This window comes from Actinomadura sp. BRA 177, assembly GCF_013372625.1.
Lineage (GTDB): Bacteria > Actinomycetota > Actinomycetes > Streptosporangiales > Streptosporangiaceae > Spirillospora.
On sequence record NZ_JABXFD010000724.1, the window covers coordinates 1 to 24,308 of the forward strand.

Annotated in this window: 25 protein-coding genes and 1 pseudogene; 11 read left to right on the top strand and 15 right to left on the bottom strand. The window is 70.6% G+C overall.

Annotated features, from left to right (window positions below; genetic code table 11):
- Positions 1–107: 107 nt before the first annotated feature.
- Entirely contained in the window at positions 108–1,028 is a 921-nt protein-coding gene (locus HUX53_RS38935; RefSeq protein ID WP_255206038.1) for a 3-hydroxyacyl-CoA dehydrogenase family protein, read from the bottom strand.
- Between the two features lie 55 nt (positions 1,029–1,083).
- On the opposite strand from HUX53_RS38935, the gene HUX53_RS38940 reads away from it, so the two are divergent.
- Complete coding sequence (locus HUX53_RS38940; protein ID WP_176408274.1) at positions 1,084–2,067, top strand: LLM class flavin-dependent oxidoreductase; 984 nt, start codon at positions 1,084–1,086, stop codon at positions 2,065–2,067.
- A 159-nt stretch (positions 2,068–2,226) separates the two neighbouring features.
- Here the strand turns inward: HUX53_RS38940 and HUX53_RS38945 are convergent, their stop codons facing one another.
- Together HUX53_RS38945 and HUX53_RS38950 are read right to left on the bottom strand one after the other, a co-directional pair.
- Positions 2,227–2,613 carry an SCO5389 family protein gene (locus HUX53_RS38945; RefSeq protein WP_176408275.1) on the bottom strand — a complete coding sequence of 129 codons (387 nt, stop codon included), beginning with the start codon at positions 2,611–2,613 and terminating at the stop codon, positions 2,227–2,229.
- Positions 2,614–2,755: 142 nt separating this feature from the next.
- Positions 2,756–2,938 (bottom strand): hypothetical protein, encoded by a 183-nt coding sequence (locus HUX53_RS38950; protein ID WP_176408276.1) that lies wholly within the window; start codon positions 2,936–2,938, stop codon positions 2,756–2,758.
- Positions 2,939–3,078: 140 nt separating this feature from the next.
- On the opposite strand from HUX53_RS38950, the gene nucS reads away from it, so the two are divergent.
- The 7 genes from nucS (at position 3,079) to HUX53_RS38985 (ending at position 9,490) form a co-directional block, all read left to right on the top strand.
- Complete coding sequence (gene nucS, locus HUX53_RS38955) at positions 3,079–3,759, top strand: endonuclease NucS (protein WP_176408277.1); 681 nt, start codon at positions 3,079–3,081, stop codon at positions 3,757–3,759.
- Positions 3,760–3,785: 26 nt separating this feature from the next.
- Entirely contained in the window at positions 3,786–4,193 is a 408-nt protein-coding gene (locus HUX53_RS38960) for a DUF3224 domain-containing protein (protein ID WP_255206039.1), read from the top strand.
- A 30-nt stretch (positions 4,194–4,223) separates the two neighbouring features.
- On the top strand, positions 4,224–4,808 hold the full coding sequence (locus HUX53_RS42355) for a TetR/AcrR family transcriptional regulator (RefSeq protein WP_176408279.1): 585 nt from the start codon (positions 4,224–4,226) through the stop codon (positions 4,806–4,808).
- A 45-nt stretch (positions 4,809–4,853) separates the two neighbouring features.
- Positions 4,854–5,642, top strand: a complete 789-nt coding sequence (locus HUX53_RS38970; RefSeq protein ID WP_176408280.1) for a site-2 protease family protein — start codon at positions 4,854–4,856, stop codon at positions 5,640–5,642.
- 193 nt (positions 5,643–5,835) lie between these two features.
- Complete coding sequence (locus HUX53_RS38975; protein ID WP_176408281.1) at positions 5,836–7,335, top strand: aldehyde dehydrogenase family protein; 1,500 nt, start codon at positions 5,836–5,838, stop codon at positions 7,333–7,335.
- Positions 7,336–7,385: 50 nt separating this feature from the next.
- Positions 7,386–7,877, top strand: a complete 492-nt coding sequence (locus HUX53_RS38980; RefSeq protein WP_176408282.1) for a GNAT family N-acetyltransferase — start codon at positions 7,386–7,388, stop codon at positions 7,875–7,877.
- An 86-nt stretch (positions 7,878–7,963) separates the two neighbouring features.
- A complete protein-coding gene (locus HUX53_RS38985; RefSeq protein ID WP_176408283.1) occupies positions 7,964–9,490 on the top strand; it encodes an OmpA family protein in 1,527 nt (508 codons plus the stop codon).
- On the opposite strand, the gene HUX53_RS38990 is transcribed toward HUX53_RS38985, so the two are convergent.
- From HUX53_RS38990 to HUX53_RS43270, 7 genes and pseudogenes are all read right to left on the bottom strand, one after another.
- Positions 9,487–9,852, bottom strand: coding sequence for a cupin domain-containing protein (locus HUX53_RS38990; RefSeq protein ID WP_176408284.1), 366 nt, complete (start codon positions 9,850–9,852; stop codon positions 9,487–9,489). The genes HUX53_RS38985 and HUX53_RS38990 overlap by 4 nt on opposite strands.
- Before the next feature lie 19 nt (positions 9,853–9,871).
- Entirely contained in the window at positions 9,872–10,309 is a 438-nt protein-coding gene (locus HUX53_RS38995) for a hemerythrin domain-containing protein (RefSeq protein ID WP_176408285.1), read from the bottom strand.
- A 736-nt stretch (positions 10,310–11,045) separates the two neighbouring features.
- Positions 11,046–12,464, bottom strand: a complete 1,419-nt coding sequence (locus tag HUX53_RS39000) for an HNH endonuclease signature motif containing protein (protein ID WP_176408286.1) — start codon at positions 12,462–12,464, stop codon at positions 11,046–11,048.
- A 1,226-nt stretch (positions 12,465–13,690) separates the two neighbouring features.
- On the bottom strand, positions 13,691–14,134 hold the full coding sequence (locus tag HUX53_RS39005) for a hypothetical protein (protein ID WP_176408287.1): 444 nt from the start codon (positions 14,132–14,134) through the stop codon (positions 13,691–13,693).
- 11 nt (positions 14,135–14,145) lie between these two features.
- On the bottom strand, positions 14,146–15,219 hold the full coding sequence (locus tag HUX53_RS39010) for a DUF6745 domain-containing protein (RefSeq protein WP_176408288.1): 1,074 nt from the start codon (positions 15,217–15,219) through the stop codon (positions 14,146–14,148).
- 88 nt (positions 15,220–15,307) lie between these two features.
- Positions 15,308–15,631 (bottom strand): hypothetical protein, encoded by a 324-nt coding sequence (locus tag HUX53_RS42135; protein WP_255206040.1) that lies wholly within the window; start codon positions 15,629–15,631, stop codon positions 15,308–15,310.
- A gap of 91 nt (positions 15,632–15,722) precedes the next feature.
- Positions 15,723–16,469: pseudogene (locus tag HUX53_RS43270) on the bottom strand (serine hydrolase domain-containing protein); the annotation flags it as partial.
- A 130-nt stretch (positions 16,470–16,599) separates the two neighbouring features.
- Between HUX53_RS43270 and HUX53_RS40480 the strand changes: the two are divergent.
- Positions 16,600–16,752: a hypothetical protein gene (locus HUX53_RS40480; RefSeq protein WP_217920414.1), complete on the top strand. Its 153-nt coding sequence runs from the start codon at positions 16,600–16,602 to the stop codon at positions 16,750–16,752.
- 55 nt (positions 16,753–16,807) lie between these two features.
- Here the strand turns inward: HUX53_RS40480 and HUX53_RS42855 are convergent, their stop codons facing one another.
- On the bottom strand, positions 16,808–18,400 hold the full coding sequence (locus HUX53_RS42855) for a GMC family oxidoreductase (RefSeq protein ID WP_176408289.1): 1,593 nt from the start codon (positions 18,398–18,400) through the stop codon (positions 16,808–16,810).
- A gap of 72 nt (positions 18,401–18,472) precedes the next feature.
- On the opposite strand from HUX53_RS42855, the gene HUX53_RS39025 reads away from it, so the two are divergent.
- Positions 18,473–19,087, top strand: a complete 615-nt coding sequence (locus HUX53_RS39025) for a cob(I)yrinic acid a,c-diamide adenosyltransferase (RefSeq protein WP_176408290.1) — start codon at positions 18,473–18,475, stop codon at positions 19,085–19,087.
- 135 nt (positions 19,088–19,222) lie between these two features.
- A complete protein-coding gene (locus tag HUX53_RS39030) occupies positions 19,223–20,161 on the top strand; it encodes a DUF4097 family beta strand repeat-containing protein (RefSeq protein ID WP_176408291.1) in 939 nt (312 codons plus the stop codon).
- 9 nt (positions 20,162–20,170) lie between these two features.
- Here the strand turns inward: HUX53_RS39030 and HUX53_RS39035 are convergent, their stop codons facing one another.
- From HUX53_RS39035 to atpD, 4 genes are all read right to left on the bottom strand, one after another.
- Entirely contained in the window at positions 20,171–21,712 is a 1,542-nt protein-coding gene (locus tag HUX53_RS39035) for a M28 family peptidase (protein WP_309237640.1), read from the bottom strand.
- Positions 21,713–21,840: 128 nt separating this feature from the next.
- Positions 21,841–22,305, bottom strand: coding sequence for a DUF2550 domain-containing protein (locus HUX53_RS39040; protein WP_176408292.1), 465 nt, complete (start codon positions 22,303–22,305; stop codon positions 21,841–21,843).
- A gap of 42 nt (positions 22,306–22,347) precedes the next feature.
- Positions 22,348–22,734 (bottom strand): F0F1 ATP synthase subunit epsilon, encoded by a 387-nt coding sequence (locus HUX53_RS39045; RefSeq protein WP_176408293.1) that lies wholly within the window; start codon positions 22,732–22,734, stop codon positions 22,348–22,350.
- 141 nt (positions 22,735–22,875) lie between these two features.
- A complete protein-coding gene (gene atpD / locus HUX53_RS39050) occupies positions 22,876–24,306 on the bottom strand; it encodes a F0F1 ATP synthase subunit beta (RefSeq protein WP_176408294.1) in 1,431 nt (476 codons plus the stop codon).
- Positions 24,307–24,308: the final 2 nt, after the last annotated feature.

Below are 24,308 nucleotides of genomic sequence, written 5' to 3' on the forward strand. Positions count from 1 at the left end.
TGTGTATGGTTATCGGTGGTGCTTGGTGGTGGTGTTGTTCATCTTGTTCTGTTTGTTAAATGGTGCGGCGGCCACATGGGTCGAACCGATCCTGTTCGTCGGCAGCGTCAGAGGTGTAGAAGAGACAGGGCCTGCTCGGCCGCAAGACCGGCCTCGGCGGCGCCGGACTTGTCGTAGGAGTAGAAGCCGCGGCCGGTCTTGCGGCCGAGCAGGCCGGCGGTGACGAGTTCGCGCAGCACCGGGGAGGCGGCGTGCCGGCGGTCGCGCGACTCGGCGTAGATCGCGTCCAGCACCTCCAGGCAGGTGTCGAGGCCGATCAGGTCCATGAGGGTGAACGGGCCCATCGGCAGGCCGGCGCCGGCCTTCATCGCGGCGTCGATGTCGTCGCGGGTCGCGTGCCCGGACTCCAGCATCCCGGCGGCCTGGTTCAGGTAGCCGAACAGCAGCCGGTTGGCGACGAACCCGGCGCGGTCGCCGATCGTGACCGGCGTCTTGCCGAGGCCCTTCACCAGGTCGGCGACGCGGGTCACCGCCGCCGGCTCGGTCAGCACGGTCGCGATGACCTCGACCAGCTTCATCACCGGCGCCGGGTTGAAGAAGTGCACGCCGACGATCTTGGTGGGACGGCCGGTGGTGACCGCGATGTCGGTGACCGACAGCGACGAGGTGTTCGTCGCGAGTACGGCGTCGTCCCGGCAGACCTTGTCCAGCTCGGCGAAGACCTTGCGCTTCAGCTCCAGCCGCTCGGGGACGGCCTCGATCACGAGGTCGCAGTCGCCGAGGTCGGCGAAGTCGGTGGACAGCGTGATCCGGCCGAGGATCTCCCGCTGCGCGTCCTCGGTGAGCTTGCCGCGCTTGACGGCCCGTCCGGTCGAGCCCTCCAGGTGGCCGCGCCCGCGCTCCAGCGCGTCCTGGTTCACCTCGATGCCGACGACCGCGAGGCCGCCGCGCGCCAGCACCTCGGCGATGCCCGCGCCCATCGTGCCCAGTCCGACGACCCCGACCCTGCTGAACGAACCCTCAGTCATGCTTGGCAGTCTTGCAGAGCGCTCGCGCTTCCCCGTTGCCGGGTACGACGGGGACGTGCGCCTAGGAATCTTCCTTTTGACAACCCGTTTCTCTGGGCAGGACGACACCGCCGCCTTGTCCCGCACCGTCGAAGCCGCCATTGCCGCCGAACGTGCCGGGTTCGACGACGTGTGGCTGGCCGAGCACCACTTCATGTCGTACGGGGTCGTCCCGTCGGCGACGCTCCTGGCCGGGCATCTCCTGGCCCTGACCGCACGGATCCATGTCGGGACGGCGGTGAGCGTCCTGTCCACCCAGCATCCGGTGGCGCTCGCCGAGCAGGCGGCGATGCTCTCCCTGCTCTCCGGCGGCCGCTTCCACCTCGGCGTCGGACGCGGCGGCCCGTGGCGCGACTTGGAGGTCTTCGGCACCGGCCTCCCCCGCTACGAGCACGGCTTCGCCGAATCCCTGGACCTTCTCCTTACCTCTCTGCGCGCTGACCGTGTCTCCGCGGAGGGGGAATTCTTCCGCTTCCGTGAGGTACCGATCGTCCCCCGCGCGCTCGTCCCGCCGCCCGTGACCGTCGCCTGCACCTCCCCCACGACCGAGCGCCTGGCCGCCGAACGCAACCTCCCGATGCTTCTGGGCTTGCACGTGGACGCGGACGAGAAGGCCGCCGCCGTCGCCCGCCACGGCAACCCCGACCTCCCACACATTTCGACCCACGTAGCCCAAGTCGCCGACACCCGCGAAGAAGCGGTCAAGACCCTGATGACGGAAATGCCCCGCTGGCTGGCCCCCGGCCTGGACGGCTACGTCGCCGTGGACGACCGTCCACGCCCCTCCCCCGACCCCGTCGGCTACACCCGCCGCATGTGCGACATCCATCCGGTCGGCTCACCGGACGACTGCGCCGAATCCCTCCTGGCCACGGCCGAGCAAACCGGCATCGAACACCTGATTCTCCTGGTCGAAGCGGCCGGCTCCCGTGAAGCCACCCTGGAGAACATCGCCCGCCTGGGCGCCGAAGTCCTCCCCAAGGTGCGCGCCGCCACCTGAAACGTCACTCTTGGGCGACACCGCCCGGACAACACACCACGGCGGCGCCGACCATTGCACGACCTCGGCCGGCCGGGTGCGTCCCGTCGGGGAAGCACGCGTGCGGCGTGCCGTCCTCCGGTACCAGCGTTCGGAGGGCGGCACGCCGCGGGGTCGGGGTCAGCAGTCGCGGAGTTCGGGGGACTGGTTGAGGATCTGTTCGCGGGCCGTCACGAACGTCCGGTAGGCGGTGGAGTCGCCGGTCGGGAAGACGGCGACGCGGTGGCAGTTCTGGAAGGCCAGCTTCATGCCGAAGTGGCGCTCCAGCGCGTCCCGCATGGCGTCGCTCGCGAGGACCCTGAGCAGCTGGCCGCGGGCCTGCTCGTCCGGCGGCGGGGTGAGGTTGTCGGCGAAGTCGCCGCCGTCCACCTGGAGCCGGGCCACCAGGCCGCTGATCATGTCCCACGCGTACGGGAGGGACGTCTTGATGCACTCGACGAAGGCCGCGTCGCCGACCTCGCCCTTCTGCGCCGTCTCGAGCAGTTCCGGAGTCACGTCGAGAGACATGCGGGGGTCCTTTCGCCGGTTGGAGGATGAACACCCACCCGCCGACGCTAATCACGGCGCCCGGAGAATTCCAGGCTTGACAAAGATTTTCATTCCGCTACGGAGTGCCCCTGGACGACCCCCGTCCGTCCAGGGGCCGGGGTCATCGCGCCGGTGCCGCTCCGTGGCGGCGCGCCCGGCGGACGGCGGTGACCCGCTCGGCGCGCTCGGCCCAGAACTCGCGGGCCCGGCGCGCCAGCCGGGCGTCCCGCTCGGCCGCCGCCCGCGTCCGCAGCCCGGCGGCCCGCTCGCTCATGATCGACTGCATGATGTCGTGGTGGTACACGGTGTCTCCCGAAGGTCCCGGGCCGCTCGGCACGACCCGACACCCAAGACACTCGTCCTAAGGACCCCGTCCCCACATCGGCAGCACGCCTTATCCGACCCGGCCCACGCGCCTTAGGCCCGCCACTAAGGTTGGGCAGCGTGCGTCTCGTTATCGCCCGCTGCAGCGTCGACTACGCCGGCAAGCTCACCGCCCACCTGCCGATGGCCCCCCGCCTGATCCTGATCAAGGCGGACGGGAGCGTGAGCATCCACGCCGACGACCGCGCCTACAAGCCCCTCAACTGGATGAACCCGCCCTGCTCGCTGCGCGAGGAGAGCTACGAGGAGAACGGCGCGATCGCGAAATGGACGGTCACGCACGGCAAGTCGGGCGAGCGGCTCATCCTCACCATCGCGGAGATCCTGCACGACACCAGCCATGAGCTGGGCATCGACCCGGGCCTGCAGAAGGACGGCGTCGAGGCGCACCTCCAGGAGCTGCTCGCCGAGCACATCACCACGCTCGGGGACGGCTACACGCTGATCCGCCGCGAGTTCCCCACCGCGATCGGCCCGGTCGACATCCTCTGCCGGGACGCCGACAGCGCCACCGTCGCCATCGAGATCAAGCGGCGCGGCGAGATCGACGGCGTCGAGCAGCTGACCAGGTACCTGGAGCTGCTCAACCGGGACCCACACCTCGCGCCCGTCCGCGGCGTGTTCGCGGCGCAGGAGATCAAGCCGCAGGCCCGTGTCCTGGCCACCGACCGCGGCATCGACTGCGTCACCCTCGACTACGACGCCCTACGCGGCATCGAACACGAAGGCACCCTCTTCTAACCCACGGGGCGGGCATCATGGCGGGCATGACGTTTCAAGCCAGCGGCAGCTTCGACATCGAGGCGTGGGACGCGGAGAAGCCCTACGCGGAGCAGGACGGCACGAAGCTGACCCGCGTCCACGTCGGCAAGCAGTTCCACGGCGACCTCGTCGGGACGAGCAGCACCGAACTGATCACCGTGGAGACGCCCGCCGGGCCGGCCGCGTATGTGGGGGTCGAGCGCGTCCAAGGGATCCTGCACGGCCGCGAGGGCACGTTCGTGCTGCAGCACAGCGCGGGCAGCGAGGACGGGACGCCCGACACGCAGTGGCTGCGGTGGCTGGTCGTGCCCACGTCCGGGACCGGGGAGCTCGCGGGCATCCGCGGTCTCGGCCAGATCACCGTCGCCGAGGACGGCTCGCACACCTGGTCCCTGGAGTACACGCTGGATTGAGGGCCGATGGGCTGCCGGTAATGTGCTGTCATGCCCCCGGTCACCACCGACGCGACGCGCGAGCGGATCATCGACGCGGCCGAAGAGTGCTTCGGCCGCTTCGGCGTCGCCAAGACGACGGTCGAGGACATCGCGGCGGCCGCGCGGCTGTCGCGGGCGACGGTGTACCGGAGCGTCACCGGCGGGCGGGACGAGCTGATCCTCGCCGTCGTGGTCCGCGACCTGCACCGGTTCCTGGACCGGCTCGCCGCGCGGCTGCGCCGGGAGCGGTCGGTGCCGGAGGCGATCGTCGAGGGCACGCTGGACGCGATCGAGTACGTCCGCAACGAGCCGACCATCGCGCACTTCCTCGTGCCGGAGGCGGCGGGGCACATGCAGGCGGCGGTGGCGGGGGCGGCCGAGCACGTGCTCGCGCTGTGCGCCGACTACGTCCGGCCGTACTTCGAGCAGGCGCAGCGGCAGCGGACGCTGCGCCCCGACATCGAGGTGGAGGGGACGGTCGAGTTCCTCTTCCGGATCATCACCTCGCTGATCGTGATGGACCGGGACCGGGACGCCGACGGGCTGCGCCGCTTCCTGCGCACCTATGTCGTCCCGGTGATCGCGGCACCGTGAGCGGGTGGGTTTTTCCGAGATGAAGAGCGTGCGGGAGAGAGAGCGATGAACGGGACTGCACACGAGGCGCGCGGGAGCGCGGCCGTCCGGCCGAGCCCGGTGTTCCTCGCGATCGCGGCGGCGACCGTGCTGTGCGGCCTGATCGCCTGGCGGTACGGGGAGGAGCCGGCCACGGCGGCGCGGGTCGCGCTGTTCGGGTTCGTCCTGGCGGCGTGGATGCTGTCGCTCTGCATGCACGAGTTCGGGCACGCCTACATCGCCTACCGGTCGGGCGACCGCAGCATCCCGTCCAAGGGGTACCTCACGCTGAACCCGCTGAAGTACTCCGACATGGTGCTGAGCTTCGTGATCCCGGTGGTGTTCATCATGCTCGGCGGCATCGGCCTGCCGGGCGGCGCCGTCTGGATCGACCGGCACGCGATCCCGGGCCGGCTGCGGCACAGCCTGATCTCGGCGGCGGGCCCGCTGTCCAACGCGCTGTTCGCGATCATGCTGGCGGTGCTCTACAAGAACTTCGCCCACCAGGACCACGGCGTCTTCTGGCTGGGCGTGGCGTTCCTGGCGTTCCTCCAGGTCACGGCGGCCGTCCTGAACCTGCTGCCGATCCCCGGCCTGGACGGGTTCGGGATCATCGAGCCGTACCTGCCGCGCCGCTGGGTCGACAAGGTTAGCCCGTACGGCGGCTACGTCTTCCTCATCCTGATCGCCCTGCTGTGGCTCGGGCCGATCAACAACGCCTTCTTCACCGTCATCTTCAACATCACGGACGCGCTGGGCCTGGGCGAGATCCCGATCCGGATGGGCCTGGGGCTCTTCCAGTTCTGGTCGAACTGACCCCTCACGCGCGCTCTCCCGCCACGCCGCGACCGGCCGGCTGCCACACCGCGACCGTCCGGCCGCCGCGGCGCGTTCCGGCCGGATTCCACGGAAGCCGGATCCCCGACTCCCGGACGGGGGCTTAGGGTGGTTTACTAGCCGGTACACAGCGCAAGTAATCACTTACCAGGCTCCTCCCGGGAGGTTCCTCATGTCCGTGGCCACGGAGAGCGCCGAGACGTTCGCGTCACTGAACCCGGCCACCGGCGAGGTCGTCGCCGAGCACCCCGTCCAGGACGGTGCCGCCGTGGCGGCGGCGATCGAACGCGCCCGCGAGGCCGCCGGCTGGTGGCGCGCCCTCGGCTGGAAGGAGCGCCGGCTCCGGCTGCTCAACGTCAAGGGCTCGCTGGCCCGCAACCTGAACCGGATGGCCGAGCTCATCCACCAGGAGACCGGCAAGCCGGTACAGGACGCCCAGCTTGAGACGATCATGGCGATCACCCACCTGGACTGGGCCGCCCGCAACGCGCAGAAGGTCCTCGGGCCGCGCACCGTCTTCCCCGGCCTCATGGCCGTCAACCAGAAGTGCGTGCTGGAATACCAGCCGCTCGGCGTCGTCGGCGTCATCGGCCCGTGGAACTACCCGGTGTTCACCCCGATGGGTTCCATCGCCTACGCGCTCGCCGCCGGCAACACCGTCGTGTTCAAGCCGTCCGAGTTCACCCCGGGCGTCGGCGTGCTGCTCGCCGAGCTGTTCGCCGCGGTGATCCCCGAGCACCCGGTCATGCAGACGATCACCGGCCTCGGCGAGACCGGCGCGGCGCTCGCCTCGTCCCCGCACGTCGACAAGGTCGCCTTCACCGGCTCGGCCCGCACCGCCAAGCGCGTCATGGCGGCCTGCGCCGAGAACCTCACCCCGATCGTCGCCGAGTGCGGCGGCAAGGACGCCTGCATCGTCGACTCCGACGCCGACCTCGACGCCGCCGCCGACGCCGCGCTGTGGGGCGCCATGTCGAACGCGGGCCAGACCTGCATCGGCGTCGAGCGCATCTACGTCGTGGACGAGGCGTACGACAAGTTCCTCGGCAAGCTCACCGAGAAGGCCGCCGAGCTGCGTCCCGGCTTCGACCGCGAGGCCGCCTACGGCCCGATCACCATGCCGTCCCAGCTCGACATCATCGAACGGCACATCAAGGACGCCCTCGCCAAGGGCGGCAAGGCCGTCGTCGGCGGCGCCGAGTCGGTGCGCAAGCCGTACGTGGAGCCGGTCGTCCTCGCCAACGTGCCGGACGACTCGTCCGCCGTCTGCGAGGAGACGTTCGGCCCGACGATCACCGTGCACCGGGTCAAGGACCTCGACGAGGCCGTCGAGAAGGCCAACCGGACCAGCTACGGCCTCGCCGGGACGATCTTCTCCGGCAACAAGTCCCGCGCGCTGGACGTCGCCCGCCGGATGCGGTCCGGCATGACGTCGATCAACGCCTTCGCCGCGTTCGCCTCGGTCGCCGCCCTCCCGTTCGGCGGCGTCGGCGAGTCCGGGTTCGGCCGCATCCACGGCGCGGACGGCCTGCGCGAGTTCACCCGCGCCAAGGCCATCACCCGGCAGCGGTTCGCCACCATGAACCTCACCTCGTTCGGCCGCACCGAGAAGGAGATGGCCCGCGTCCTCGGCCTCATCAACATGATCCACGGCCGCCGCTACAAGCGCTGAGCGCACGCGCCCCCGGGCCCCGCCCGGGGGCGCGATCTACACTCGAAACCATGGCATCCGGGACGTTCGGCGCACCCGTGCGCAGCCGCCTCCAGGCGCCCCTGGGCGCGGCGCCCCCGCCCCCGCGCGGCCTCCGCCCGTTCACGGACGCCGACGTCCCCGCGCTCGCCGCCGCCATGTGGGCCGCCTACCGTGGCACCCCCGACGAGGCCGACGTCGGCGACCTGCCGGGCGCGGCCCGCGAGATCCAGCTCACCCTGAACGGCGAATACGGGACGTTCCTCCGCGAAGCCTCTTTCGTCGCCGACCACGAGGACCGTCCGATCGGCGCCGCCCTGGTCACCCTCTACCGGGACGACCCCCTCCTGGCGTTCCTCTTCACCGCCCCGTCCCACGCCGGCCAGGGCCTCGGCCGGGCACTGATCCAGGCGACGATGCACGCCCTGGCGCCGCACCACGCCACCCTCTCCCTGGCCGTGACCCGCCGCAACCGCCGCGCCCGCCGCCTCTACGACCACCTGGGCTTCATCGAGGTCGCCTGACCGAGTTCGGCCACCGGCGAAACCGTTCCAGGAGTACCGCGGTCTCAGCACCCGACTCCCAGTGACCACGGCCGCCAAGGACGATCATGCGCGCTCCCCGTCCCCTCCTCGGCATGACGGCGATCATCGCCGGACTCGCACTGACCGCGACGGGCTGCGACCCGGGCGGCGATGATCGCGCGGGCGACACCGCGTCCCAGGTGCCGGCCGCGCCCGCGGGCCCCGACCGGCGGCCCGCGATCGCCTCCGCCATGTCCACCCGCGCGGCCCGCAACCCGCAGGTCAAGGTGGACCTGGTCGGCCTCAACCGGTTCGGACCACGGCACCTGGTCGTCCAGCTGCGGGTGACCAACTCCGGCGCGGACACCCTCAACGTCGGCGAGCAGCTCAAGGACGAGGGGTCGGACGAGGACGGCTCCGTCCCGGACGGGATCGCGCTCATCGACACGGCGGCCCGGCGGCTCTTGGAGCCGTACCGGCGGACGGACGGCAAGGGCTGCCTGTGCACGCCGGAGAAGGAGGACTTCGGCGCGTACGTCGACCCCGGCGAGTCCCAGACCTGGTTCGCCGTGCTGCCGGCACCGTCCGGGCACCCGAAGACCGCCACCGTCTACACACCGCTCGCCCGGCCGTTCGTCAACGTCCCGATCAGCGACGCGCCGCCGACCGCACCACCGAGCGACGCCCTCCCCAGCCCGGACGCAACACCAGTGCGGACGATCGCCCACCCGATCGACGCGCGGGCCGAGGCACTCGACGGGACAACCGAGATCCACGACGACGGCGACCAGGTGAAGGTGAGCCTGTCGTCCGACGTCCTGTTCCGGCTCAATCAGACTGCCCTCACCCCGCGGGCCGAGGCGCTGCTGCGCCGCACCGCCGCGCAGATCGACGCGTCCCCCGGCCGCACCGTCCGGATCGAAGGCCACGCGGACTCCAGCGGCACCGACTCGATCAACGACCCGCTGTCCGCGCGGCGCGCCGACACCGTCCGGGCGAAGCTCTCCACCCTCGTCACCCGCACCGGGGTGACCTTCGACGCCAAGGGCTACGGCTCCCACCGGCCGCTGTGGTCCAACGACACCGAGGAGGGGCGCCGCCGCAACCGGCGCGTCACGGTCGTCTTCCAGCGCCCGCCGCAGGCCGGCCCCACCGTACCCGCGTCCTCCCCTGGCCGTTCGGGGCCGGTCACCGCGAAGAGCGACGACGGCAAGACGACCTTCTCCGCCCGCGTCACGGGCGTCCATGCGCTGGGCGGCGGCTACGGCGCCCTGACCTACGAGATCACGAACACGGGCACGGCCGAGGGCGCCGTCCCCGGCCTGGACTCCGACGAGGAATGGATGCAGCTCAAGTACTGGGCGGCCGCCAACGTCGCGCTGGTCGACCGGTCCGCAGGAATGCGCTACCCCGCCGCCCGCTACGTCCTCGGCACGGGCAGCCGCTCGGCACTCTGTCTGTGCACCGGGACGGCGGGCATCCGGATCGGCATGGCGTCCCTGTTCCCCCGCGAGAAGAAGGAGTTCTGGGCGATCGTCAAGCTGCCGCCCGGCGCCACCACCGACGTATCGCTGACCTCGTTCCCCCGCATCACCGGCGTCCCGGTCACCTAACCTGCCGGCCACGGACGGCGCTCGGCGTCATGGTCCGCGGCGGTCGGCGGCGGCGACACGACGTTCATGAAGACGAGCCGCCCCTTGGCGCGCACACCCCGATTGGTCCCGGCGGGAATGACCACGAGGTCGCCCGCCGCCACCGGACGCGGTGCATCACCGATCCACACCTCCCCTGCCCCCTCCATGATCGCCAGAGCCAGCTCCACGCCCGGCGTGTGCAGCGGGATTTCCTGCCCGTCCTCCATGCCGACGACCATCACCCGGGTGGCGTCGGTCGCCGACAGCACCTTCGGGCAGTACGACTCGGCACTGAACTCCGCGAGCTCCGCCGCGCTCCCGATGACCGCCTTCTTCTCCACCGTGCTCTCCGTTCACTCATCAGGCCCGCGCGCGCAGGCACACCCACTCCGCGGGCATCTCTCCGGAATCAAGGAAGGCCCTCAACCGTCCGGCTTGCGGCTCCGGGACGACCCGGTCCAGCTCCGGGTAGAGGATCTTCTCCTCCTTCAGGTTGTGGTGCAGCAGCTGGACGCTCAGCCGCCGGCACGACGCGGGCCCGGCCCCGGCGTCCAGCGCGTCGAGCGTCGCCCACATCTGCCCGTGGTCACGCAGCATGACGAGCACCGGCGCCGTGAGCCCCGCCGCATGCAGCGCCGGAAACAGGAACTCCTCTTCGAGGTAGATGTGCCGCCGCAGCGCCCGAACGGCCCGCTCCAACGACTCCCGAGCACCCGGCTCAGCCGTGAACGCCTCGATCCCCGCATCTATCTCCCGATGCTCCCGCTCCAGGGCCATCGCCAGTGACTCGATCTCCATGCCGCAACCTCGATACCGCGCTCAGACGATGCCCCGGCCACCCCGGCCGACGACGCTGGAGCCTCGATATTAATACAGATTGAGCCTGTAAATAATGCCATAAATGTGAGAAACGAGGCACCGACCGCGATGCGTGACGGTCACTCCACGCCCCCATCCCGCCAACGGGGGGCTTCTCATCACAATCAGGGCACGCCTCGCCGCAGCACCGTCTTGACCTACACCAGCACCCCGGTCCCGTGCCGCCCTAGCACCCCAAACGCCCTCGCCCACATGAACCACCAGCGGCCTCAGCCACCAAGACGCGGACAGCACTTGCGTGAGTCCGCCCCATCGACCGCCCCCGCACACCCAGACGCCCCGCCCCACATGAACCACCAGCAGCCTCCGCCACCGAGACGCGGTCAGCACTCGATCTCCGCCCCGCGTGAGTCCGGCCCATCGGCCGTCCGCCGGTCCTCATCGCCGGAGAGCCGTGGTCTCGCAACACCTGCGCCAGCGTTGCCAGGAACACGTCCCCGTCCGTCATGACGCCGCTCGGACCCACCACGCCACCGCGCCCAACTCGGTCACCGGACCGATGAACTCGACAGTCCGGAAGCACAAGAACCACCACCGCCCATCGCGGTACTGGCAGCCGACGCCAATCGCGCCCACGCCAGCACGTGCGAACACCCAACTCAAGTCATGGTGAGTCCGGCGCAAACTGCGCGAGACCACACCCAGCGGAGGGGGCTCACTGCCGGTCGGGGCGGACGATGTACCAGGCGCCGGAGGGTGTGACCCAGATCAGCAGTCCGGCCCAGATCTGAAACAGTCTCCAGTCAGTGCGCTGTTTGAGTCTGTGGTGGCGTCTGCAGAGTGGGGCGAGGTTGCAGCGGCAGGTGATGCCGGGACGCCATGGGATGGTGTGGTCGAGGTCGCAGCGGTGGGAGGGCTGGTTGCAGGTGGGGAACACGCACCTGCTGTGGCGGGCCTCGATCTCCTGGCGCATGGCGGTGGGTGGCCGGTAGCCGGGGCTGCCGTGGCGCTGCTCGTCTCCTTGGCAGGCGATGTCGCGGGCGTCGGCGAGTTGGTCGTGGATCTGCCGCGCCGCCTTCCGGATGGCGTGCGGCAGGTCGCGGGGGTGGACGCGTCCGCGCACGTGGTTCAGGCGCCGGTCCACCTCGTCCGCGAGCACCGCGATGCTCGCATCGGCAGCGTCGTCAGGCTGAGCGCCGATCGCTTCTTTCCCGTCCGTCGGCTCGAGGACGCTGACCGGTGCGCCACCGTCCGAGCCGGGGACGGGGCCGGTGTCGTCGAACGTCCGGGAAAGAAGGGTGCGGACGGCTTCGGGGAGCTCGATTCCGTGCAACAGCCGGGTGGCGAGGTCGGCGCGGACGGTACTCAGGGGGCGGGGGTCACCGTCCGCCTTGATGCCGTTGGCCGCAGCGGTGATCTTGTTGTAGATGGCGTGGGCGTCCTCGGTTGCCAGGTCGCACAGGGAGAGATCGGATGTGCCGGACGGGGTGTCCCACAACTCCAGCCGGCGCTGCCGCACCGCTTCGCGCCGCCGTTCTTCGATCTCTTCGGGGGCGAGGCGCTGCGCGATCCGCTTGATCCGGCGGCGGAGTTGCCCGGTGGTCTGCTCGGGCGCCTTTTCCAGGGCGGCATGCTGGACGCGCCCGGCCACGTCGCCGGGAAGGTGCTCGGTGACGTCGCAGATCACGCGGGCCTTTGCCATGTCGATGCGGCCGGCGCCGAGCGCGTCTCCGGTGCGGGCGAGCGGGCCGGTCAACTGTTCGGCCAGGTGGACCAGCGTGGCGGCGGAGTTGCCGGTGACGGTGAGGGCGGCCGCGACCTCTTCGGTGACCGATTCGCGAGCCGACAGAACCCGGTAATCGGGACCGCCCGACTCCTCGGCATCGGAGTCTTCGTCGGACGTGCGGCGGCGGGCGAGTTCGCCGATGGCGGCCAGTTCCCGCGCCTGCGCCCACGAGGTCTGCCGACGGGCGGCGGCCGCGACCTGGAGGAGTTCGTCATCGGTCAGATCGGCCAGACGCTCTTTCCCGCCGGACAGGCAGATCGCCAATTGCGGGCCGGGCGGAAACCACTCCCGGTCTTCCCATTCACGCTGACCGCCACCAATTGCGGCGACCTGGACGAAGATTGACACGGGGACTCACCTCCCAACCCGAATTCCTCCCCCAATTATAAGCGACGTCCACGCCAAGAGTGCTAGACAATCCGGACACGCCACATTTTTATCACCCCATTTTCAGCTCACCCACGACAGAAAGGACGCTCCTTACGGCCGCTGATCACCCAACGGTCAGCGCAGGCTGAGGACGGCTTTATCGGGTTGGGTGGCTAATGCAGGTGGGTGCCTGAGGTGCCTCCCGAAGGCAGACGCACAACGCACGGCAGGCCGCCGGCTGCTGTCACGTTGGTTGCGGTTGCGGGATGAGGGGGTTGTTCAGGGAAAGGCGAGCGCAGAGTCCGGCCACTGGTCATCCAACGGTCAGCGCGGGCTGAGGGCGGCTCTATCGAGTTGGGGTGGCTAATGCAGGTGGGTGGCTTAGGTGCATCCCGAAGGTAGACGCGTAACGCACGGCGGGCCGCCGGTTGCTGTCACGTTGGTTGCGGTTGCGGGATGAGGGGGTTGTTCAGGGAAAGGCGAGCGCGGGGTCCGGCCGCCAAGCGCGCGCTCCGCGCGCGCCATCACCAACAACCCGAGCCAGCCCCTCTCCTCGTCGACCGCCTTTCCGCGCGCAGCGCGACACCAGCAGTTCCCCGCACATACCCGCAGACGAACACCACCCAACCGAACCCCCACCGACCGCCTCTCCGCGCAAAGTGCGGCACCGACAACACCCCGCACACACCCGCAGACGAACACCTCCGCCAACCGCCCCTCTCCTCGTCGACGCACTTCCGCGCGCAGCGCGGCACCAGCAGCACCCCGCACACACCCGCAGATAAACACCGCCCCCAACCGACCCCCTCCCCGCTGACCGTCTTTCCGCGCGTAGCGCGGCACCGGTAGCACCCCGCGCACACCCGCAGATGAACACCTCACCCAAACCGACTACCTCAACCAACGTGACAGCAACCGGCGACAAAGAGGAACGTGCGCGCTCGCCTTCGGGAGGCCACCTCAGCCGTCCACCTACAGCAACCACATAAAAACCGAGAAAAAGAAGACCTCAGGCACGCGCACGACCGTTAAGAAAAGCACAGACAGCAAGCGGCGGGCGAGCAAGGGGGCGCAAAAGATAGCGCGAGAAGCGGGCGCGACATGGGGTGAGGGCAGCACCAGCTGCGAATCACTCCGGGGAGCGGGTGCTGCCCTTGGGCGGAAGGCGTCGGGGGGCCGGTTCTGAGCCGGTTGCCGGAGTTGGGTTAGTCGGCGACTAGGCGGGGGCTCCAGCTTCCGGGGCTGTGTTCGCGTTGGCGGCGGATGGCGTAGTGGCCTGGGACGCAGCCGGAGGCGCCGTGTTCGGGGTGCAACAGGTAGACGGGGGCGGACGCTTCGAAGACGCCGATGGCGAGGCCGCCGGAGTCCGAGACGTGGCGTGTCCAGCGGCAGGTGGCGGGGTCGGCTACGAGGGTGTGCGGGTTGCCGCCCGCCGCGCCGCGGAGCAGCTCGATGCCCTCGGGTGGGACGTCCGTCCAGAAGGCGTTCGGGTGGAAGGTGAGGGTCGCCGCGATTTCGGCGAGGGGGATGACGATCAGGTCCCCCTGGGCCTGGAGGCCTTCGAGGACGGGGATGCTCACCGACTGTTCGAGGTGGTCGAGTACGGCCAGGCCGGTCTGCTGGGAAAGGGACGCGAGCGTCACGGTCATGGGGATCACCTTCAGGTTCGGCGGACGAGTCGGGAGTACTGGTCGGCGGACAGGCCGTAGGTCCATCCGGCGGCGGCGACCGGGTCCGTGAAGGCGTCCGGGACGGTCAGCCCGTAGCGGCGGCGGTGTCCGTCGCGTTCGGTGGAGCCGTTGACGGCGAGCAGCACCCGGGTCTGTTCGCGCAGGTCGTAGAGGTGGAGTTCCGAGCCGGGGTTGCCGGGGTCCGGCGCGGTGGCCACGAGACGCAGGCCGGCCCGGTCGATGTAGTCGCCCCAGCCGATGTTCTCGATCGCGCAGCGGCGGACCTCGACGTTCGGCTCCCCCGTGATCCGGTCGATGGACGGGTCGTCCACCACCCAGGGCGGCACCCTCGTGCCGTGCCAGGCGTGCACGTCCCAGCCGTCGGCGTACCGGAGCGCGGGGCCGTCCGGGCGGTGCAGCCGCACCTGCCCCTCGTCGCCCCAGACCTCGGCGTGCACCTCGACGGGTCGTTCGGAGACGACGCAGACGTCCTCGCGCGGCCACCACCAGCCGCAGGACCGCGTCGGCGTCGCCCACAGGTCGAGCAGGCGGTTCTGCTCGGGTGTGAAGATCACGCCGGACGTCCGGCGAACGGCGTCGTAGTGCGCCGACCAGGAGACGCACTGGGCCTCGTACCAGAAGGTTCCCGGCTCGGCTCGCTCATGGACGGTCCGGAGCGCCATGCGGAGGGTACTTCGGGTGGAGGTCGTGATCGGTGCTCGGACCTGTTGCCGCAACATCTGGTCCAGCGGACGGTAGCCCTGGACGATCCGGGCGTCGAGACCCACGGACGTTTCGCTGATCAACCTGCGGAGACGTGCCGGCAGCGGCCAGTCGCCAAGACGGTCCGCGGTCTGGGACGGACGGGCCCCGGGCGGGACGGTCTCCAGGGCCGCGAGGGGCGAGACCGCCCAATGGAAACGTGGTGGATCGAGGCCGATCAGCCGGTACAGCTCGGAGATGGCGGCTTCGGCGGCCGGGCGGTCGGCGGGCGCGGTGGAGAGCAGGTGCCCGAGCCATTCCGCGCGGATGTCGGCAGCTTCCCGCTGCGCGTGGTCGCTCACCGGACGAGGGCGGCGACGCCCCTTTCAGAGATCATGGTCCCGGATGCTGGCACACCGCGCGCCACGATGTCCACCCCTTTCGGACGGCCTACTGGCGGGGTCCGGCGGCTGCTCTTCGCTTGGGGACGCGGGTGCGGAGGCGGCGGAACACGCGCCCTCTCGCCCATCGCCGGAGAGCCTGAATCGTCCTGCCCTCCAGGCCGAGTTCCGCCCGGATCGCGTCGGCGACCTGGTAGGCGCCGTCCACGGGTCCGTAGGTCAGCAGGTTGGGCAGGTAGGCGAAGGCGAACCCGCGTGCCGGGTCGGCGAACGCGAGGCCGCCGTTGCCGAGCCAGCCGAAGGCGCTCGCGATGCCCATTTCCGCGGTGCCGACGATGTAGCCGAGGCCTTTCGGGACGGGCAGCCCGTTCACCCCGGTCCTCCCTCACCGTGACGAGTGAGGAGACGCGGTTGGTTCTGGCCGGGCCGATGAGGCGGACGCCGTCCACTTCGCCGATGAGGGCGGCGAACATGCGGGCGAGCGCGGGTGCGGTCGCCCCGCCGCTGGACGGGACGTGGACGCCCTGGTAGTCGGGCCGGTTCCCCAGCGCGGCGCCCGCCCCCATCCAGGACGGCAAGACCTCGTGGTACAGCGAACCGGGTGGGAAGTTGACCAAGGGGTCCGACCTGTCTCCGTCCTTCAGCCGCGCCGCCCGGGGCAGGTCGGCGGCGGGGGCGCCGAAGCACAGGTCGCCGGGGACGCCGAGCGGGGCGGCGACGTCGTCCCGCAGCACCGCCGAGACGGGGCGTCCGGTGACCCGGCGGACGACCTCGCCGAGGATGAAGCCGAAGGTCAGAACGTGGAACCCGGTCGCGGTGCCCGGCCGCCAGAGCGGCCGCAGGTCGGCGATCCGCGCACACACTCCGTCCCAGCCGGCGAGGTCTTCGACCGTGAGTCCGGGCGGCGCCTGCGGCACCCCGGCCGAATGGGTGAGGACGTGCGCGATCGTGATGCCCTGCTTGCCGTGGGCGCAGAACTCCGGCCAGTAGGCGGCGACCGGGTCGGCGTAGTCGAACAGTCCTCGCTCGGCGAGCACGTGGACGACGGTCGAGATCAGCCCTGAACCGGGAAAGAGGGTGCGCTCGTCGACCAGGCGACCTGTGGAAGCGTCCGCCTTACCGGCGCACACGTTCACCACGAGTTCGCCGTTCAGGTAGGCGGCTATCTGGAGGCCGATCTCCTGTCCTGACGCGACCAGGTGGTCGGCCAGTTCCTGGGTGCGTGACTGGGCGTCCGTCTGAGTTCCTTCCGGTGAAGGGGACCGATCTAAGGCGTCCTAGGCGGCGCAGATAAGGCGTCGTCCCAATGTGGGGTGTGGGGGCTTAGGACGAACCTTGTACATGTCGGGCCAAGAGGGACCGGCAGGGAACAAGGAGTTGGACATGATCCGCCCGGAGATCAGCAAGGCCATCATCAACGACCGCGTACGCGTGCTGCGGGCCGAGGCGAAGGACGCGCGCCGCGCTCGCATCGCGAAGGCGCTCAAGCGGTGACGCCCGCTGCCTGTACGCACCGCACGCCCCCGTCCCAGGAGGACGGGGGCGTTCCTCATTTCTGAGCGTTTGCCGGAGCCAAGGGGGTGCGGCCCCTGATCAGGTCGGCGGCCCGTTCGGCGATCGCGATGGTGGGGGCGTTGGTGTTGCCGCGCGGGACGGTCGGCATGACCGAGGCGTCCACGACGCGCAGGCCCTCGACGCCCCGGACGCGCAGGGACGGGTCGCAGACGGAGTCGTCCGCGCCCATCGCGCAGGTGCTCGTCGGGTGGAACAGCGTCGCGACCTCGCGGCGGATGAAGTCGACGATGGCCTCGTCCGAGTCGGCCTGCTCGCCCGGCGCCCACTCGCCGCCGACCAGGGAGGCGAGGGGGCCGGACGCGGCGATCTCGCGGGCCTGCCGGACGCCGGCGACCAGGATGTCCAGGTCGGCCTTGTCGGTGAGGTAGGCCGGGTCGATCAGCGGTTTGGCGTAGGGGCTGGGCGAGCGGAGGGTGAGCGCGCCGCGGCTCTCGATCGCGATGGCGGTGACCATGACCGACAGGAGCCGCTCGGACGACTCGGTGAGGCCCTGGTTCACGAAGGGCGTCGGGAGGACGTGGTACTGCAGGTCGGGGGCGGGCAGACCCTCGACCGTCCGGACGAACCCGCCGGCCTCCGCGACGTTCGAGGCGTAGGGGCCGCGCGCCAGGGCCTGGTACATCGCGAAGGCACGCGCGTTCGCCTGCTCCCACAGCACCTTCGTGCGGGGAGTCGCGAACATGACGTTCACGAACGGGTGGTCCTGGAGCCCCCGCCCGACCGGGGAGTCGACGATGACGTCGATGCCCAGCGAGCGGAGGTGGTCGGCGGGGCCGATGCCGGACAGCATGAGCAGCTGCGGGCTGTTCACCGCGCCCCCGGACAGGATCACCTCGGCCTCGGCGCGGACCGAGTGCGTCTCGCCGCGCGCCTCGTAGCGGACGCCGACGGCGCGGCCGTCCTCGATCGTGACGCGGGTGGCGAGGGCGTCGGTGACGACCGTGAGGTTCGGCCGGTTCTCGATCGGGTGCAGGTACCCGACGGCCGTCGACCAGCGCTTACCGCGCTTGTGGGTGACCTGGTAGAAGCCCACTCCGTCCTGGTCGGCGCCGTTGAAGTCGGGGTTCGCGGCGAGGCCGTACGCCTTCGCGGACTGCACCCACGCGCGGGTCAGCGGGTGCTTGTACCGCAGGTCCTCGACGCGGAGCGGGCCGCCGACGCCGTGGTAGGGGAGGTCGCCGCGCTGCTGGTCCTCGGCGCGGCGGAAGTAGGGCAGCAGGTCCTCGTAGCCCCAGCCGTCGCAGCCGTGCGCGTCGCGCCAGGTGTCGTAGTCGTGCCGGGCGCCGCGGATGTAGATCATCGCGTTGGTGGACGAGCTGCCGCCGAGCGTCCGCCCGCGCGGCCAGTACACGCTGCGGCCGGCGGCGTGCTCCTGCGGGGTGGTGGCGTAGTCCCAGTCGTACGGGCCCCTGATCAGCGCGGCGACCGCGGCCGGGATGTGGATCTCCGGCGCGTCGTCGGGCGGGCCCGCCTCCAGCAGCAGGACCTTCACGGAGGGGTCCTCGGTCAGTCGGGCGGCGAGGACGCAGCCCGCGCTCCCCGCTCCCACGATGATGTAGTCGTACACGGCGGCCTCCGGGATGTTTCCCGGAACCCTACCGAACGGGCTTCTACCAGCGGCAGGGCTAGGCTGCGTCCTATGGCGAAGAACAGGGACAATCCCGTCGTGCTCTCGCGGATCTACACCCGGACGGGCGACGACGGCACCACCGCGCTGGGCGACGCGTCGCGGACGAGCAAGACCGATCCGCGCCTCGCCGCCTACGCCGACGTGGAGGAGGCCAACGCCGCGATCGGGACGGCCCTCGCGCTCGGTTCGCTGCCCGACGGCCTGGTGACGCTGCTGACCCGCATCCAGAACGACCTGTTCGACGTGGGCGCCGACCTGTGCGCGCCGGTCGTCCCCGACCCGCAGTACCCGCCGCTGCGCGTCGAGGCGTCCTACATCGAGCGGCTTGAGGCGGCGTGCGACGAGCACAACGCCGACCTGCCGACGCTGCGCAGCTTCATCCTCCCCGGCGGGACGCCCGGCGCCGCGCTCCTGCACGTCGCGCGGACGGTGGCGCGGCGCGCCGAACGCTCCACCTGGGCGGCGATCGAAACGCACGGCAGCGCCGATGAAAAGGCTGAGGGCGGCGTGAATCCGCTGACCGCCAAGTACCTCAACCGCCTGTCGGACCTGCTGTTCATCCTGTGCCGCGTCGCGAACGCCGAGCACGGCGACGTGCTGTGGAAGCCGGGCGGCGAACGCTGAGCCGGCGAACGCCGACGGTGGACGGGGGTAGGGCTAACCCCACCCCCGGATGACCGGCTCCCCACCTGGTGACGCCGTCCCGTCCGGGCCAGGCTGGTCTTGTACGGACGCATGGCGACAACGGGGAGAGACCACGTGAGGACCCTGACGGGCACGGCCGTCCTGGCAGCGGCGGCGGTGGCGCTGGTCGGCTGCGGCAACGTGAGCTTCGGCGGTACCCGCCACGAGGACCGCTCCTACGACGCGCCGGCCGGCGTCACCACGCTGAAGATCCAGACGCACGGGAGCCGGGTCGAGGTGACCGCGTCCGACTCCCCCGGCATCACGGTGAACGAGCGGCTGAGCTGGTCCAACGAGAAGAACAAGCCGACGGCGAAGCACACCGTCGAGGGGGGCGCGCTCAAGCTCATCTCCAAGTGCGGCGCCCAGGTGATCGGGTTCAGCCAGTGCGGCGTCTCCTACCGCATCCGGGTTCCGCGCTCGACCCCCGTGCAGATCGACAACAAGGACGGGTCGATCGTCGCGTCCGGGCTCGCCGGGACGGTGAAGCTGCACAGCGACAACGGCTCGATCACCGCGACGGACCTGCGCGCGTCCACCGCGTCCCTCAGCTCCAACGACGGGTCGCTGCGCGTCTCGGGCCGCGTCACCACCGCCGACCTGAGCAGCAACAACGGTTCCGTGGACGCGAGCGGGCTCACCGCCGACACGCTGAAGGCCAGGTCCAAGGACGGACGCATCAGGCTCAGCGGGAACGTCACCACCGCCGACCTGGACACCAGCAACGGCAGCATCGACGCCCACGGGCTGACCGTCGACCGGCTCACCGCGGAGACGAAGGACGGCGGCATCAACCTGCGCCTCACCGCGCCGCCCACCAGCGTGAAGGCCACCAGCGCCAACGGGTCCGTCCACCTCCGCCTGCCCGTCGGGGAGACCTACGCGATCAGCGTGTCCACCGACAACGGAAGCAAGCGGATCGACCCCGCCCTCCACCAGGACTCCCAGTCCAAGCGGCGCATCGAACTCGACACCAAGGACGGCAGCGTCTCCGTCGAGCCGAGCCGGGGCTAGCGAGCCGGACTAGCGGACCAGGTACGGGCCCTGCCAGACCGGCGCGTAGGACGACGGGACGATCGGCAGGGCCAGCCGGGCACCGCCGTTGACCGCGACGGTCGTCTCCGCCAGATGCTGCACGACATGCGCGACACCGTCCGCGTTGGTGTCGAGGAGCTTGAGGTTCACGTTCTTCAACCGGTCGCACTTGGCGTGATAGCACCCGTCGTACGCCTTGCCGGCCCGTCCGCCGAACGCCTTGGCCTCGGCGGCGGTCTTCATACCCTCCGCACCGGTGGCGATGCCGCCGGACGGGATGCCCCGCTCGATGAACGGCCCGTAGTCGGAGCGCCCGTTGAACTCGCTCTCGGACGTCGGCAGGTGGCGGCCCTTGAAGTAGTCGCGGAACATCTTCTCGATCGCCCCCGACCCGGCGGGCGCCCGCGTGCCGCCGCCGGTGGAGTGGTCGCCGTCGTACACGCCGCGGGTGCCGTTGGGCGAGCCGAGCATGTCGAGGTTGATGTTGAGGGCGATCTTCTCCCGCTGGCCCCCCGGCAGCGACTCCACGTAGTGGGACGAGCCGCGCAGCCCCTCCTCCTCGGCGCCCCACCAGGCGAACCGCACCCGGTTGCGCAGGCCGCCCTTGCCGAGGTCCTTGATCTTCCCGGCGATCGCGAGGAGCGCGGCGGCGCCGGTGCCGTTGTCGTTGATCCCCGCGCCCGCCGGGACGCTGTCGAGGTGCGCGCCGACCAGCACCACGTTGCCGGGGTCCCCGCGCTCGGTGTCGGCGATGACGTTGGCCGACGACTTCTTCCCGTGCACGGTGTCGGTCTTCACGCGCAGCTTCAGGCCGCTCTTCTTCGCGTCCTTCTTCGCGTCCTTCACCAGCGCGGCGCCCAGCTCGTGCGTCAGGCCGACGACCGGGATCGTGGACGGCTTCCCCACCGTCCCGTTGATCGGCCCCTTCTCCCCCGGCGTGTTGAACACGGCCACGGCGGACGCGCCCGCCGCCTTCGCCCGCGACACCTTCGTCCGGAACGTGCACGTCCCCCGCTGGACGAGGGCGATCGAGCCCTTCTTGAAGCCCTTGAAGTCGTCCTTCTCGCAGCCGCTCGTCCCGTCGCCCTTGGCGGGGACGTCCACCGCGACCACGGGCGCGGTCACATCGCCTGACCCCGAGTAGGCGAACGTCAGGAAGTCCTTCTCCCGCTTGTAGGTCTTCTTGGACGGCGCCGTCCGGGCGAGCACCGCGTCCGACTTCTCCCGCCAGTACGGGTAGGTGAACTTGCGCACCTTCGGGGTGAGGCCGGCCTTCCGCAGCCGTCCGACGACGTACTTGACCGACACGTCGTAGCCGGCAGTCCCCGCCGCGCGGTTGCCGCCGTTGTAGTCGGCGATCTCCTGGAACGCCGCCAGGTGCGCCTTGACGTCCTTCAGCGTGACCAGCTTCGCGAGGTCGGGGCGGGCCGGCGCGGCACCCGCCGCGGGCAGCGCCAGCGGCAGGAACAGGGCGGGCAGCGCCACGGCCGTGCCGGTGACGAGGTTGCGGCCGGTGATCAGCTTGCGCACGTGCACTCCAGCGGACGGGGACGGAGCGGACGCAGTGATCGTGAACCCGCGCCCCGCCCGCCGCAAGCAGCGGCGGCACCGCAACGCCAACTCGATACCGGCGCCTTACCAGCTCATTCCCGACCCGGTCATTCCGGTTGGTGCAGATCCACCGGCAGGCCGGGCGGCGCGGCCTCCAGCCACGCCAGGAAGCCGGTCAGCGCCGCCGCGCCCATCGCCAGTTCGACGGTCAGCGCCCCGTCGCGCACCTCGATGACGCTGACGTCCGGCAGCAGGCCCTCCGCCTCCTGCGGGCCGGGCAGCCGCCGGTTGGACACGACGAGGCCCCGGCGGTGGATCACCTGCCGGGGCCTTCTCCGGAAACCGAACACGCGGTGCCAGTGCAGCTCATCGCCCTTGTACCGGCCGATGCCGAGCCGCCACACCCCCGGCGCTCCGCCCTCCCGGGACAGTTCGCGCAGGCTGCACTCCACGGTGCCGCCGCCGTGCGTGAACAGCCAGCGGCGTACCGCCATGCAGACGAACAGCAGCGCCGCCACGAGGACGAGCGCCGCCAGGGCACCGCCCACGTCCAGTGCCAGGTGCTCGCCCAAATCCCCCGCCGTCCGTCGACCTCCGGACCTCGATGCTAGATGCTAGGCCTCGATGCCCGCCGCGCGCAGCCGGGCCCGGGCGCGCCGCTCCGGTGTCGCGTCCTCGCCCTCCAGCGTGAGCGCCTGGTCCAGCGCCCGCCGGGCGTCGTCGACGTCGACCTCGTCGCCCAGTTCGGCCTGCTCGGCCAGCACCGACACCTCGTCGGCGGCCACCGAGAAGAACCCGCTGCCGACCGCCGCGGTGATCGGCTTGCCGCCGTCCGCCGGCTCGATCTTCACCACGCTGCCGTCCAGCAGGACGCCCAGCACCGGGGCGTGGCCCGGCAGGATGCCGAGCGACCCCTCGATGGTCTGCGCGACCACCATCTTGGCCTCGCCGGTCCAGATCTCGCGCTCCGGCGAGACCAGCCCGACCCTCAGATTCGCCACACCTGTCTCCTCATGCTTTTCATCCGGCGTATCCCGAGAAGCCCCGGGGCCGAACCTCCGAGGATGAAAAAAGGTTCATCAGAGCGGTTCCGGCGGGGCCGCCCCGGAACGGCATGTCCCGGAGCGGCCCCGCCGGAGCGGTTACTTCTCCAGCTCCCTGGCCTTCTTCTCGACGTCCTCGATGCCACCGCACATGAAGAACGCCTGCTCGGGCAGGTGGTCGAACTTGCCCTCGGCGAGCGCCTTGAAGGAGGCGACCGTCTCGTCCTTGGAGACCGTCACACCGGGCTGGCCGGTGAACTGCTCGGCCACGTACATCGGGTGCGACAGGAAGCGCTCGATGCGCCGCGCCCGCTGGACGGTGACCTTGTCCTCCTCCGACAGCTCGTCGATGCCGAGGATCGCGATGATGTCCTGCAGCTCCTTGTACTTCTGCAGGATCCGGACGACCTCCTGGGCGACCTCGTAGTGCTCGTTCCCCAGGATCTGCGGGTCCATGATCCGCGAGGTGGAGTCGAGCGGGTCGACCGCCGGGAAGATGCCCTTCTCGGAGATGCTCCGGGAGAGCGTCGTGGTGGCGTCCAGGTGCGCGAACGTGGTGTGCGGCGCCGGGTCGGTGATGTCGTCGGCGGGCACGTAGATCGCCTGCATCGAGGTGATCGAGTGACCGCGCGTCGAGGTGATCCGCTCCTGCAGCACGCCCATCTCGTCGGCCAGCGTCGGCTGGTACCCCACCGCGGACGGCATGCGCCCGAGCAGCGTGGAGACCTCCGAGCCGGCCTGCGTGAACCGGAAGATGTTGTCGATGAACAGCAGCACGTCCTGGCCCTGGACGTCGCGGAAGTACTCCGCCATCGTCAGGGCGCCCAGCGCCACCCGCAGCCGGGTGCCCGGCGGCTCGTCCATCTGGCCGAACACGAGGGCGGTGTCCTTGAGGACGTCCGCCTCGTCCATCTCCACCCAGAGGTCGTTGCCCTCACGGGTGCGCTCGCCGACGCCGGCGAACACCGAGGTGCCACCGAAGTTGCGGGCGACACGGCGGATCATCTCCTGGATGAGCACCGTCTTGCCCACACCGGCGCCGCCGAACAGGCCGATCTTCCCGCCCTTGACGTACGGGGCGAGGAGGTCGATGACCTTGATGCCGGTCTCCAGCATCTCCGTCTTCGACTCCAGCTGGTCGAACGCCGGGGCCTTGCGGTGGATGCCCCACCGCTCGTTGATCTCCAGCGACGCGGTGGGGGCGTCCAGCGCCTCGCCGAGGGCGTTCCACACGTGGCCCTTGGTGATGTCGCCGACCGGGACCGCGATGGACTTGCCGCTGTCGTGCACCGGCGCGCCGCGGACCAGGCCGTCCGTCGGCTGCATCGAGATGGCCCGGACCATGTTGTCGCCCAGGTGCTGGGCGACCTCGAAGGTCAGGGTCTTCTCCTCGCCGCCCAGGGTGACCTGGACGTTGAGCGCGTTGTAGATGTCCGGGAGGGCGTCGGCGGGGAACTCCACGTCGACGACCGGGCCGATGACGCGTGCGACGCGCCCGGTCGCGGTCGCCGTCTCTACCTGTGCAGTCATTA

What these genes read in the sequence shown, in the direction of transcription:
- HUX53_RS38975 (WP_176408281.1), top strand. Translation starts at nt 5,836, where the DNA reads ATGTCCGTGGCCACGGAGAGCGCCGAGACGTTCGCGTCACTGAACCCG.
- HUX53_RS38980 (WP_176408282.1), top strand. Translation starts at nt 7,386, where the DNA reads ATGGCATCCGGGACGTTCGGCGCACCCGTGCGCAGCCGCCTCCAGGCG.
- HUX53_RS40480 (WP_217920414.1), top strand. Translation starts at nt 16,600, where the DNA reads ATGTCGGGCCAAGAGGGACCGGCAGGGAACAAGGAGTTGGACATGATC.
- HUX53_RS38995 (WP_176408285.1), bottom strand. Translation starts at nt 10,309, where the DNA reads ATGGAGATCGAGTCACTGGCGATGGCCCTGGAGCGGGAGCATCGGGAG.
- HUX53_RS39005 (WP_176408287.1), bottom strand. Translation starts at nt 14,134, where the DNA reads ATGACCGTGACGCTCGCGTCCCTTTCCCAGCAGACCGGCCTGGCCGTA.
- HUX53_RS42355 (WP_176408279.1), top strand. Translation starts at nt 4,224, where the DNA reads ATGCCCCCGGTCACCACCGACGCGACGCGCGAGCGGATCATCGACGCG.
- HUX53_RS38935 (WP_255206038.1), bottom strand. Translation starts at nt 1,028, where the DNA reads ATGACTGAGGGTTCGTTCAGCAGGGTCGGGGTCGTCGGACTGGGCACG.
- HUX53_RS38970 (WP_176408280.1), top strand. Translation starts at nt 4,854, where the DNA reads ATGAACGGGACTGCACACGAGGCGCGCGGGAGCGCGGCCGTCCGGCCG.
- atpD (WP_176408294.1), bottom strand. Translation starts at nt 24,306, where the DNA reads ATGACTGCACAGGTAGAGACGGCGACCGCGACCGGGCGCGTCGCACGC.
- HUX53_RS38985 (WP_176408283.1), top strand. Translation starts at nt 7,964, where the DNA reads ATGCGCGCTCCCCGTCCCCTCCTCGGCATGACGGCGATCATCGCCGGA.
- HUX53_RS38960 (WP_255206039.1), top strand. Translation starts at nt 3,786, where the DNA reads ATGACGTTTCAAGCCAGCGGCAGCTTCGACATCGAGGCGTGGGACGCG.
- HUX53_RS38945 (WP_176408275.1), bottom strand. Translation starts at nt 2,613, where the DNA reads ATGTCTCTCGACGTGACTCCGGAACTGCTCGAGACGGCGCAGAAGGGC.
- HUX53_RS39025 (WP_176408290.1), top strand. Translation starts at nt 18,473, where the DNA reads ATGGCGAAGAACAGGGACAATCCCGTCGTGCTCTCGCGGATCTACACC.